Source organism: Streptomyces sp. NPDC059524 (assembly GCF_042749255.1).
In the GTDB taxonomy this organism is placed as follows: domain Bacteria; phylum Actinomycetota; class Actinomycetes; order Streptomycetales; family Streptomycetaceae; genus Streptomyces; species Streptomyces xanthii.
The window spans coordinates 37,177-48,898 of record NZ_JBHYTK010000050.1 but is presented as its reverse complement, the minus strand read 5'-3'; the positions used below and the strand labels follow the sequence as shown (position 1 = coordinate 48,898).

The 11,722-nt window shown below is 71.9% G+C and carries 11 protein-coding genes; 3 read left to right on the top strand and 8 right to left on the bottom strand.

Annotated features, from left to right (window positions below):
* The 7 genes from ACFW9D_RS16670 to pgsA form a co-directional block, all read right to left on the bottom strand.
* Nucleotides 1-743: YebC/PmpR family DNA-binding transcriptional regulator (locus ACFW9D_RS16670; protein WP_384622624.1), on the bottom strand; the 743-nt coding region annotated here is incomplete at its 3' end.
* A gap of 49 nt (nucleotides 744-792) precedes the next feature.
* Nucleotides 793-1,398: a pyridoxal 5'-phosphate synthase glutaminase subunit PdxT gene (gene pdxT / locus ACFW9D_RS16665; protein WP_188339999.1), complete on the bottom strand. Its 606-nt coding sequence runs from the start codon at nucleotides 1,396-1,398 to the stop codon at nucleotides 793-795.
* A 6-nt stretch (nucleotides 1,399-1,404) separates the two neighbouring features.
* The gene (gene pdxS, locus ACFW9D_RS16660) at nucleotides 1,405-2,310 is read right to left on the bottom strand and encodes a pyridoxal 5'-phosphate synthase lyase subunit PdxS (protein ID WP_188339998.1); all 906 of its coding nucleotides are present in this window, start codon (nucleotides 2,308-2,310) and stop codon (nucleotides 1,405-1,407) included.
* 180 nt (nucleotides 2,311-2,490) lie between these two features.
* Entirely contained in the window at nucleotides 2,491-3,036 is a 546-nt protein-coding gene (locus tag ACFW9D_RS16655; RefSeq protein ID WP_188339997.1) for a hypothetical protein, read from the bottom strand.
* A gap of 144 nt (nucleotides 3,037-3,180) precedes the next feature.
* Nucleotides 3,181-4,341, bottom strand: coding sequence for a glycosyltransferase family 4 protein (locus ACFW9D_RS16650; RefSeq protein ID WP_188339996.1), 1,161 nt, complete (start codon nucleotides 4,339-4,341; stop codon nucleotides 3,181-3,183).
* Nucleotides 4,338-5,261, bottom strand: coding sequence for a phosphatidylinositol mannoside acyltransferase (locus tag ACFW9D_RS16645; protein WP_188339995.1), 924 nt, complete (start codon nucleotides 5,259-5,261; stop codon nucleotides 4,338-4,340). Before ACFW9D_RS16645 ends, ACFW9D_RS16650 begins: the two co-directional genes overlap by 4 nt.
* Nucleotides 5,258-5,920, bottom strand: a complete 663-nt coding sequence (gene pgsA, locus ACFW9D_RS16640; protein ID WP_188339994.1) for a phosphatidylinositol phosphate synthase — start codon at nucleotides 5,918-5,920, stop codon at nucleotides 5,258-5,260. The genes ACFW9D_RS16645 and pgsA overlap by 4 nt, the downstream gene beginning before the upstream one ends.
* Nucleotides 5,921-6,193: 273 nt before the next feature.
* Here pgsA and ACFW9D_RS16635 point away from each other — a divergent pair, with 273 nt between their 5' ends.
* Nucleotides 6,194-8,392, top strand: a complete 2,199-nt coding sequence (locus ACFW9D_RS16635; protein ID WP_384622618.1) for an elongation factor G-like protein EF-G2 — start codon at nucleotides 6,194-6,196, stop codon at nucleotides 8,390-8,392.
* Nucleotides 8,393-8,610: 218 nt separating this feature from the next.
* The gene (locus ACFW9D_RS16630) at nucleotides 8,611-10,353 is read left to right on the top strand and encodes a hypothetical protein (protein WP_384622616.1); all 1,743 of its coding nucleotides are present in this window, start codon (nucleotides 8,611-8,613) and stop codon (nucleotides 10,351-10,353) included.
* Nucleotides 10,354-10,393: 40 nt separating this feature from the next.
* On the opposite strand, the gene ACFW9D_RS16625 is transcribed toward ACFW9D_RS16630, so the two are convergent.
* Nucleotides 10,394-10,957: an HIT domain-containing protein gene (locus ACFW9D_RS16625; protein ID WP_188339991.1), complete on the bottom strand. Its 564-nt coding sequence runs from the start codon at nucleotides 10,955-10,957 to the stop codon at nucleotides 10,394-10,396.
* A gap of 67 nt (nucleotides 10,958-11,024) precedes the next feature.
* On the opposite strand from ACFW9D_RS16625, the gene ACFW9D_RS16620 reads away from it, so the two are divergent.
* Nucleotides 11,025-11,722, top strand: a 698-nt coding sequence (locus ACFW9D_RS16620) for a potassium channel family protein (protein ID WP_384622613.1), incomplete at its 3' end; no start/stop codon positions are given.

The window sequence follows — 11,722 nt, the reverse complement described above, 5'->3', positions numbered from 1 at the left end:
ACCTTCTCCATGACCTCGTCGGAGACGTCGAAGTTCGCGAAGACGTTCTGCACGTCGTCGCTGTCCTCGAGCGCGTCGATGAGCTTGAAGATCTTGCGCGCGCCCTCCTCGTCGAGCTCGACCTGCATGGTCGGGACGAAGTTGGCGTCGGCCGAGTCGTAGTCGATGCCGGCGTCCACGAGGGCGGTGCGGACCGCGACCAGGTCGGTGGCCTCGGAGAGCACCTCGAAGGACTCGCCCAGGTCGTTGACCTCCTCGGCGCCCGCGTCGAGGACGGCGCCCAGGACGTCGTCCTCGGTCAGCTCACCCTTGGGGACGATGACGACGCCCTTGCGGTTGAACAGGTACGACACGGAACCGGGGTCGGCCATGTTGCCGCCGTTGCGGGTCATGGCGACGCGGACGTCCGAGGCGGCGCGGTTGCGGTTGTCGGTGAGGCACTCGATGAGCACCGCGACACCGTTGGGACCGTAGCCCTCGTACATGATCGTCTCGTAGTCGGCGCCGCCGGCCTCGAGGCCGCCGCCGCGCTTGACCGCGGAGTCGATGTTCTTGTTCGGGACCGACTGCTTCTTCGCCTTCTGGATGGCGTCGTACAGCGTCGGGTTGCCCTCGACGTCCGTGCCGCCCATGCGCGCCGCGACCTCGATGTTCTTGATCAGCTTCGCGAAGAGCTTGCCGCGCTTGGCGTCGATCACGGCCTTCTTGTGCTTCGTCGTAGCCCATTTAGAGTGGCCGGACATCTGCCTGTCTCCTTCGCGTAACCAACCTCAATAACGAACGCCAGAGATCCTACAAGGAACCGGGCGCGTCCTTGCCCCGGACCATGTCCACGAAAAGGCCGTGGAGCCGGTGGTCGCCGGTGAGCTCGGGGTGGAAGGACGTCGCGAGGGCGTTGCCCTGGCGTACGGCGACGATGTGTCCCTCGTGCTCGGCGAGCACCTCGGTCGAGGCGCCGACGGACTCCACCCAGGGGGCGCGGATGAAGACGCCCTCCACCGGTGCGCCCTCGACACCCTGGACGGCCACCGCTGCCTCGAAGGACTCGTTCTGCCGTCCGAAGGCGTTGCGGCGCACGATCATGTCGATGCCGCCGATCGTCTCCTGGCCCGAGCGCGGGTCGAGGATCTTGTCGGCGAGCATGATCATGCCGGCGCAGGTGCCGTAGACGGGCATTCCGGCGTGCACGCGCGCGCGGAGCGGCTCCATCAGGCCGAAGAGGTGGGCCAGCTTGGAGATGGTGGTCGACTCACCGCCGGGGATGATCAGGCCGTCGACCTCGGCCAGTTCCTCGGGGCGCCGCACCGGCCTGGCCACGGCGTCCGCCGCGGCCAGGGCGATGAGGTGCTCCCGTACGTCGCCCTGGAGCGCCAGGACGCCGATGACGGGGGTGTTCATGGGTGCTTACCAGCCTCGGTTCGCGTAGCGCTCGGTCTCGGGGAGGGTGTCGCAGTTGATGCCGACCATGGCCTCGCCCAGGTTGCGGGACGCGTCCGCGATGATCTTCGGGTCGTCGTAGAAGGTGGTGGCCTTCACGATGGCGGCGGCGCGCTTGGCCGGGTCGCCGGACTTGAAGATGCCGGAGCCGACGAAGACGCCCTCGGCGCCGAGCTGGCGCATCAGCGCGGCGTCGGCGGGGGTGGCGACGCCACCGGCGGAGAACAGCACGACGGGGAGCTTGCCGAGCTCGGCGACCTCCTTGACGAGCTCGTACGGGGCGCGCAGCTCCTTGGCGGCGGCGTACAGCTCGTTGTTGTCGAAGCCGCGCAGGCGGGCGATCTCGTTCTTGATCTGGCGCATGTGGCGGACGGCCTCGACCACGTTGCCGGTGCCGGCCTCGCCCTTGGAGCGGATCATGGCCGCGCCCTCGGCGATGCGGCGCAGGGCCTCGCCCAGGTTGGTGGCGCCACAGACGAAGGGGGTCGTGAAGGCGAACTTGTCGCTGTGATTGACCTCGTCGGCCGGGGTGAGGACCTCGGACTCGTCGATGTAGTCCACGCCGAGCGACTGGAGGATCTGGGCCTCGACGAAGTGGCCGATGCGGGACTTGGCCATCACCGGGATCGAGACGGCCTCGATGATCTCCTCGATCATGTTCGGGTCCGACATGCGGGCCACGCCGCCGTCCTTGCGGATGTCCGCCGGGACCCGCTCGAGGGCCATGACGGCCACGGCGCCCGCGTCCTCGGCGATCTTCGCCTGCTCGGCGTTGACGACGTCCATGATCACGCCGCCCTTGAGCTGCTCGGCCATGCCGCGCTTGACGCGGGCGGTGCCGGTGGCGGGAGCCTGGTTTTCGACAGTGGACACGGGGACCTCGCTCGGTGAACTCAGTGAAGAGGGTCTGTTGCCGCACGTGCGTGCTGCTGCGCGCTCGTGCTGCACCGAGGAAACATCTGTGCCCCAGGCCACTACAAGGGCCAATAGGGAGGCGGTGGCTCCTTTTGGCCTGCGATCCAGGTGGTGGACCGTGATCATGGCCTGCGGGAGCTATGTGGTGGCCCGGTCCGCGAGGGCCGTCGGCGGCACGTCGTCCATCTCGAAGGCCATGGGGAACGGGGCGTGTCCGGCCAGCCGGAACCAGCGGACCTTGCGGTGCCGGCGCAGCGCGCGTGCGGCCCGTACGGCGTCGTTGTGGAAGCGGCGGGCCATGGGCACCCGGCGCACCGCCTGGGCGAGCTCCTCGGCGGCCTCCTCACCGCCCGGGGCGGCCCGGACCTCCTCGACCTGGTCGGCCTCCCCGAAGACCGCGCGCAGCGCCTGGCTGAGCTCGCTCTCGGCGACCTCGCGCTGCTCCTCCTCCGCCTGGCGTGCCGCGTGCGCGGCCTCGTAGAGGACGATCGAGGCGGCCGGGTCGAGCACTCCGGAGGTGGCCAGTTCCTGGGCGACGGAGGCGCGGCGCAGGAGCTGGGCGTCGAGTGCGGCGCGGGCCGCGTCGATCCGGGCGTGCAGGCGGTCGAGCCGGCCCGCGGTCCAGCTGAGGTAGAGGCCGATCGCGAAGAGGGCTACGGCGATCCAGATCAGGGTGACGGTCACGGGCGGCAAGGCTACCGTCGCGGGGCCGCCGCCCCGGCCCTCGGGTGGGGCCCGTCCGACCCTCCCCTTCGTCGCCCGAAGTAGAAGGGAACCGGCGGACAGGTCCTACGCCCGGCGAGCCCGGCCGGATCCGAAAGAAGTGCCCTAGTCGCGGGCGAGGCCGAAGCGGGCCCGCAGGCCGGTGCGTTCGTCGGTGGCGACGGCCGCGGCCCCCTGGGTGACGGTCTCGTAGACGGAGAGGATGTCGGCGCCGACGGTCGACCAGTCGAAGCGGCGCACGTGCTTGCTGCCGCGCTCGCGCAGCTCGGTGCGGCGCTCGGGGTCGGCGAGCAGGCGCAGGGCGGCGGCGGCCAGGTCGTCGGCGTTCTCGTTGGCGAAGAGCTCTCCGGCCGTGCCCTGGTCGAGGACCTGGGCGAAGGCGTCGAGGTCGGAGGCGAGCACGGGCGCGCCCGCCGACATGGCCTCGACGAGGATGATGCCGAAGCTCTCGCCGCCGGTGTTCGGGGCGACGTACACGTCGACGCTGCGCAGCAGCCGGGCCTTGTCCTCGTCGCTGACCATGCCGAGGAACTCGACGCGGGAGCGCATCTCGCGCGGGAGCGAGGCGACGGCCTCCTCCTCGTCGCCGCGGCCGGCCACCAGGAGACGTGTCTGCGGCCGCTCGGTGAGGATCCTGGGCAGCGCCTTCATGAGGACCGGCAGGCCCTTGCGGGGCTCGTCGATGCGCCCGATGAAGCCGATCGTGTCGCCCTGCCACTCGGCCTTCGGCTCGGCCCGGGCGAAGAAGTCGACGTCGACGCCGTTCGGGATGACGACCGCGTCGCCGCCGAGGTGCTCGACGAGGGTGCGGCGCGCGTACTCGGAGACGGCGATGCGCGCGCTGATCTTCTCCAGGGCGGGCTGCAGGATCGGGTAGGCGGCGATCATGGCGCGCGAGCGGGGGTTCGACGTATGGAACGTGGCGACGATCGGGCCCTGGGCGGCCCAGCAGGTGAGCAGGCCGAGCGACGGGGACGTCGGTTCGTGGATGTGGATGACGTCGAAGGTGCCGTCGTGGAGCCAGCGCCGCACGCGCGCGGCGCTGAGGAAGCCGAAGTTCAGGCGGGCCACCGAGCCGTTGTAGGGCACGGGCACGGCGCGGCCCGCGGACACCACGTAGGGCGGCAGCGGGGTGTCGTCGTCGGCGGGGGCGAGGACGGAGACCTCGTGGCCGAGCGCGGTCAGGTGCTCCGCGAGGTCGCGGATGTGGAACTGGACGCCGCCCGGCACGTCCCAGGAGTACGGGCAGACGATTCCGATCTTCACGCCGGCCGCTCCTCGGGGTTCTTGGCGGGGTCCAGGTCCGAGAGCCACAGACGCTGCAGCATGTGCCAGTCCTCCGGATGGTCCGCGATCCCGGTGGCGAAGGCATCGGCCAGCGCCTGTGTCATCACAGACGTCTTTTCGGCGCGGGTGCCTGTCTCGGGCACGTCGATCGGCGGATGGACCCGGCCCCGCATGATCGGCGAGCCGTCGTACCAGAGCGTCACGGGCAGCAGCAGGGCGCCGGTCTGCTGAGCGAGCAGAGCGGGCCCGGCGGGCATGCGCGTGGTCTCGCCGAAGAACTTCACCTCGACGCCGGCGGCGGACAGGTCGCGGTCGGCGACCAGGCAGACGAGGCCGCCGTCGCGCAGCCGCCGGGCGAGGGTGCCGAACGCGGCGCCGCCGGTGTGCGGGAGGACCTCCATGCCGAGGCCCTCGCGGTAGGCGACGAAGCGGTCGTAGAGGGTCTCGGGCTTGAGGCGCTCGGCGACCGTCGTGAACGGGGTCTCCAGCTTCGTGGTGACCCAGGCGCCGGCGAGGTCGTAGTTGCCCATGTGGGGCAGGGCGAGGATGACGCCCTTGTCGGAGGCGAGCCCGTCGGTCAGGTGGTGCACGTCCTGCGGGGTGAAGCCCTCGCGGATGCGGTCCTTGCTCCAGGCGGGAAGCCGGAAGGACTCCATCCAGTAGCGCAGGTACGAGCGCATGCCCGCCCTGGAGAGCTGCCGCAGCCGCTGCGGCGTGGCGTCGGGCACGACGCGCGCGAGGTTCGACTCCAGCCGCAGCACGCCCTTGCCGCGCTTGCGCCAGACGGCGTCGGCGATGGTGCGGCCCAAGCGGTTCGCGACCGGCTCGGGCAGCTTCTTGACCGTGCCCCAGCCGAGCCCGTAGAGCGCGTCGGTGATCCGTTCCTGCACGCCGCTCACGAGGCGGTCTCCTCCTGGGCGGCGGCCGCGGCGTCGGCCTCGGCGGACTCGCGGCGGACGGTGACCACGCGCTGGATCAGCGTGACCAGGCTGCCGGCGGCGACGATCCACAGGGCGACGGGCAGCAGGTACTGGATGCCGGGCACACCGAACTTGTGCAGACCGGCGAAGCCGGCCGCGACGAGCGAGATGACGAGCCGCTCGGCGCGCTCCACCAGACCGTTGACCGCGACCGGCAGGCCGATCGATTCTCCACGGGCCTTCGTGTACGAGACGACCTGGCCGCTGGCGAGGCAGAAGATCGAGACGGCGCACAGCGCGTTGTCGTCGCCGCCGCCCGCGTACCAGAGCGCGAGGCCGCCGAAGATGGCGCTGTCGGCGACCCGGTCGAGCGTCGAGTCGAGGAAGGCGCCCCAGCGGCTGGAGCGGCCGAGCTGGCGCGCCATGTTGCCGTCCACGAGGTCCGAGAAGACGAACAGCGTGATGACGACCGTGCCCCAGAAGAACTCCCCGCGCGGGTAGAAGACCAGCGCGCCCGCCACCACCCCGGCGGTGCCGAGGAGCGTGACCGTGTCGGGACTGACCCCGCGACGGATGAGAAACGCGGCGAACGGTGTGAGGACACGCGTGAAGAATGCACGCGCGTACTTGTTCAGCATGGCCTTCCCGAGGGGTCGGTGGCCGTGCGGCCCCTCTGGCCACCGGCTGGCCCATCGTAGCCACGCACCCGCCGCCACGGCCGTCGGGCCACCACGCGCGCGTGGGATCCCGTACGACGTATGGACGCACGGTGACACGAGTGCAAAGCTCGAAGACACCGCGGGCGTCGCCGGAGCCGCCTCTCACACGCGGGTTCGCGTGTCCGCCTGCCGCACTTCCACAGGCCCCGACGGGGCCCCCTCACCGTGGATGCGAACCGGGAGGCAAGGGACATGGCTGACAAGGCGAACACACATCCCGGGGCCGCCGGCAGGGCGGCTACGGCCGACCGGCCCTCGGACGTGCGCAATGTGGTGCTGGTCGGCCCCAGCGGCTCCGGCAAGACGACGCTGGTGGAGGCCCTCGCGCTCACGGCGGGGGCGGTCAACCGCGCGGGCCGCGTCGAGGACGGCACGTGCGTCTCGGACTACGACGACATCGAACGGCGCCGGCAGCGCTCGGTGCAGCTCTCGCTCGTCCCGGTCGACTGGGGCGGCTGCAAGATCAATCTTCTGGACACCCCCGGATACGCGGATTTCGTCGGGGAGCTGAGGGCCGGTCTGCGTGCTGCGGACGCGGCCCTCTTCGTCGTCTCGGCGGCGGACGGGGTGGACGGCGCCACGCGCGCGGTGTGGGAGGAGTGCGCGGCCGTCGGCATGCCGCGGGCCATCGTGGTGACGCACCTGGAGGCGGCGCGGGCCGACTTCGAGGAGACGACCCGGGTGTGCGCCGAGGCCTTCGGGGGCGACGACCCCGACGCCGTGCTGCCGCTGTATCTGCCGCTGCACGGCGAGCGCACCCCGGACGGCCACTCCCCCGTGACCGGCCTGATCGGGCTCCTGTCGCAGCGGATCCACGCCTACGCGTCGGGCGCGCTGGAGGAGTCGCCGCCGGACGCCGACCAGGTGCCGGGCCTCCAGGAGGCGCGCGGCCGGCTCATCGAGGGGATCATCGCCGAGAGCGAGGACGAGACCCTCATGGACCGCTACCTGGGCGGCGAGGAGATCGACTTCAAGACGCTCGTCGACGACCTGGAGCGGGCCGTCGCGCGCGGCACCTTCCACCCCGTCCTCGCGGCGGCCCCCGCCCCGGAGGGCGCCCGCCAGGGCATCGGCACGGTCGAGCTCCTGGAGCTGGTCACGGGCGGCTTCCCGACCCCGCTGGAGCGCGAGGCCCCGACCGTGACCACGCCGGACGGCGCGCCCCGCACGATCCCGGTCTGCGACCCGGACGGCCCGCTGGTCGCCGAGGTCGTGAAGACGGCCTCGGACCCCTACGTGGGCCGTGTCTCGCTCGTACGGGTGTTCTCGGGCACTCTGCGCCCGGACGAGACGGTGCACGTGTCGGGGCACGGGCTCACCGACCGCGGGCACGAGGACCACGACGTGGACGAGCGGGTCGGCGCCCTGTCGGTCCCCTTCGGCAAGCAGCAGCGGCCGCTGTCGCACTGCATCGCCGGGGACCTGGCGTGCGTGGCGAAGCTGGGCCGGGCGGAGACCGGCGACACGATCTCGGCGAAGGACGACCCGCTGCTGATGGCGCCGTGGGAGATGCCGGACCCGCTGCTGCCGCTGGCGATCCAGGCGCACAGCAAGGCCGACGAGGACAAGCTGTCGCAGGGCCTGGCGCGGCTCGCGGCGGAGGACCCGACGATGCGGCTGGAGCAGAACCCGGACACCCACCAGGTGGTGCTGTGGTGTCTGGGCGAGGCGCACGCGGACGTCGCCCTGGAGCGGCTGTCGGCGCGGTACGGGGTGCAGGTCGACGTGGTCCCGCACAAGGTGTCGCTGCGCGAGACGTTCGCGGACCGGGCCGCGGGCCGGGGGCGGCACGTCAAGCAGTCCGGCGGGCACGGTCAGTACGCGATCTGCGAGATCGAGGTGGAGCCGCTGCCGAACGGTTCGGGCATCGAGTTCGTCGACAAGGTCGTCGGCGGCTCCGTCCCGCGCCAGTTCATCCCGTCGGTGGAGAAGGGTGTACGGGCCCAGGCGGCCAAGGGCGTCGCGGCCGGGTACCCGCTGATCGACGTGCGGGTCACGCTGCTCGACGGCAAGGCGCACTCGGTGGACTCCTCCGACGCCGCGTTCCAGACGGCGGGCGCGCTGGCGCTGCGCGAGGCGGCGGCCGACGCCACGATCCATCTCCTCGAACCGGTGTCCGAGGTCCAGGTGCTCGTCAGCGACGACTTCGTGGGCGCGGTGATGAGCGATCTGTCCGGGCGGCGTGGCCGCGTCGTCGGCACCGAGCAGGCGCCGGGCGGCCGGACCCTCGTACGGGCCGAGGTGCCGGAGATCGAGATCGGGCGCTACGCCGTCGATCTGCGCTCCCTGTCGCACGGCACGGCGCGGTTCAGCCGCAGCTACGCCCGGCACGAGCCGATGCCGGCCCACATCGGCGAGCGGATCAGGGAACAGGCCGCGGACACCGCGTAGTTGGGCCCGTCGCGCGGGGGCGTGCGCCCCCGTGCCCCCGGTGCGGCCACCGGCGTCCGGCTTGCCGGGACGGATGTCGGTGGCGGCCGTTACGCTGGTCGACGATCAATAGGATCAGGACGATCAACTGATCAACAGGTGTGCGGGGCAAGGAAGTCGGGAAGAGCCGCAGCAGCAGCGACGTGCGGTGCGAGACGTGCGGTGCGAGACGTGCGGTGATGGGGGCGGCAGTGGCGGACGACGCGTTCGATTTCAGGCCGGGGGCACAGGTCCCCCTGCAGGGTTCGGCGGGGCAGACCGCGGCGACGTTCGCCATCGCCTCGGCCGCGTACCGGGACGACCCGGCCGCGAAGATCGAGGACGCGAACAACGAGTGGCACAAGTCCGAGGTGAAGAAGGGCGCCTGGTCGCTGTTCGCGCCGAATCTGGGTGAGGCCTTCTCGCGCGCGGTCCAGGTCCGGATGCTCGGCGGCGGCCGCAAGCCGCTGATCCAGTCCTTCGGCACGGAGCCGCAGGTCGTGGTGGAGCACTGCCTCGCGGCGACCCGGATCCGCCGCCAGCGGGACGCGCTGCTGACCCTGATCACGGTGCTGTTCGGCCTCGTGTTCCTGCCCGGGTTCGTGCTGTGGCTGATCGCCTTCCAGCTTCGCCGTACGAGCAACAACAAGGTGGCGGCCGCCGAGAAGGCGACCAAGGACGCCGCGGCCGGGGCGGCGAAGACCGAGGCGCGGAACAAGGAGCGCAAGGTCCGCGGCACGGCGGCGCTGACGACGGCCCTGATGGCGGTCGTCGGGGTGGCCGTCGTCATCGTGCTGCTCAAGCTGCCGTTCGCCGGCGGCTGGGCCTGGTACCTGCGCGCCTCCTTCGTGGTGCCCGTCGTCGGCGGGCTGTGGGCGCGGCAGGTCTGCGAGCGCACGGCGAAGGACCTGCGCGAGCGGTGGGACGCGCTGCTGTCGGGCGGCGGCATCGGCGCGAAGATCCCCGAGGCGGTGCCGGGCAGCCCGGGTGAGACCGCGGCGGAGCAGCTGCGCCAGGGTCTGGCCCGCCTCTCGGCGGAGCAGCAGTCGAACGCGGTGTTCTACGCCGGCCCGAAGGGCATCCTCGGCATGGGTACGCGCTGGGGCAGCTGGCAGCTGGCGGAGGAGCTGGTCTCCGTCGACCCCGACAAGGAGATCCACCCGTTCCGCAGCTGGGACGTGGTCCGCGCGATCCACGACCAGCTGAAGCTCCTGGAGCGCAAGACGCTGCACACGGGCGGCTTCCCGCGCCCCTCGGTCGAGCACTGGATCGTGACCCCGATCGGCGAGAAGGCGGGCTCGGTCTCCCGTCCGACCGGCGCGGACGTGGACGCGTACCGGATCAAGCCGCACGAGATACAGCGGATCTGCAACGAGCAGCAGTTCGGCAGCGGTGACCGCCACTACCTGGGCGTCCAGTTCACGCTGTGGGACGGCCAGTTGGTCATCACCATGCTGATCACGGTGACGGTGCTGCACGAGACGCTGCGCATCGAGGTGACGGGCCACGCGCTGGGCCCGGTGAACTCGCTGTTCACGTCGAAGCCCGAGCCGAAGACCAAGGAGATCGCCAAGTCGGTGCGCTTCTGGGAGACGACCACGAAGACGCTGCCGCTGATCGACGCGGACGAGGTCGTGCGGATCGCGGTCCGTGCCCCGCTCACCTGGTACCCGCCGCTGCTGGACTACCTGGGCGGCAAGCTGGCCCTGCCCGAGCCGTTCGGCCTGCGGCACGCCTGGGCCGACCAGCCGTGGCGGCACCGCTTCATGGCGGACGACGCGCTGCGCACGGCGACGCCGGTGCTGCGGGTCGTGCACGCGGCGGCCTTCAAGGTCCTCAAGGAGCACGGCGTCGACACGGAGAAGTTCGGGAACCGCTCGGGGGTGCTCAGCGGCCTGGTGCAGGACCCGTCGCCGCGGAAGGCCGACGTCTACGACGCGTAGCCCCGCGGCGCCGGATCCCCGGGCGTCGTACGAGGAGCGGTCAGGCGGTCGGCCAGGCCTTCGCCAGCGCCGTGCGCGTGTCCGCGAGGAGCTGCGGCAGCACCTTGGTGTGGCCGACGACCGGCATGAAGTTCGTGTCGCCGCCCCAGCGCGGGACGATGTGCTGGTGCAGGTGCGCGGCGATGCCGGCGCCGGCCACCGCGCCCTGGTTCATGCCGATGTTGAAGCCGTGCGCGCCGGACGCGGCACGCAGCGCGGTCATCGCCCGCTTGGTGAAGTCGGCGAGCTCGACGGTCTCGGCGTCGTCGAGGTCGGTGTAGTCGGCGACGTGCCGGTAGGGCAGCACCATCATGTGCCCGCCGTTGTACGGGTACAGGTTGAGGATCGCGAAGACGTGCTCGCCGCGCGCCACGATGAGGGCGTCCTCGTCGCTCTTGCCGGGAGCCGCGCAGAAGGGACAGCCGTCGTCGGCCCCGGGGCCCGTCGGTTTGCCCTCGCCCTGGATGTAGGCGATGCGGTGCGGGGTCCACAGACGCCCGAATCCGTCCGGCTCTCCCACAGGACCGATCTGCTGCTCCGGCTCACTCGTCATGCTGTGCAGCATATGGCGTGACCTCGGCGGGGCGTGTCGCCGGGGCCCGTCCCGGGCCCGTGCGCGCGATGCTGTGCGGATGACCGACAGTGCCCTCGCCCGTTGGGAGCGACGCACCGCGGGTGTCCTCGCCGCGGCGTCCCTGCTCTTCCTCGCCTCGTACGCGGTCCTGGTGCTCGGCCCCGGGCTGCCCGGGGCCGTGCGCGATCTGTGTCTGGCGGTGACCTGCGCGGCGTGGGCGCTGTTCGCCGCGGACTACGTCGTGCGGCGGCGGCTCAGCGGGCAGCGCTGGCCGCGCTTCGTGCGCACGCACTGGCTGGACACCCTGGTCCTGCTGCTGCCGCTGCTGCGCCCCGTCCGCATCGTGCAGGCCTACGAGCGGGTGAAGCGCCGGCACGGCCGCCCCCGGTTCGCGCTGCACGCGCGCGTGATGCTGTACGCGGGGGTGTCGACGCTGCTGCTCGGCTTCGCCGCGTCGCTCGCCGTCTACCAGCAGGAACGCGGGGCGCCGGGCGCCACGATCCAGACGTTCGGCGACTCGGTGTGGTGGGCGTGCACGACGGTGTCGAGCGTCGGCTACGGCGACATGGCGCCGGTGACGCCGGTGGGCCGGCTCGTCGCGGTGGGCCTGATGGGCTGCGGGCTCGCGCTGCTCGGCGCGGTCGTCGGCTCGTTCTCGTCCTGGCTGCTCCAGGTGTTCGCGCGGGAGGACGAGAACGGCGAAAGGCCCCCGGGGGGGGGCCCGGGGGGGGGCGCCGGGCCCGGGGGGACAGCACG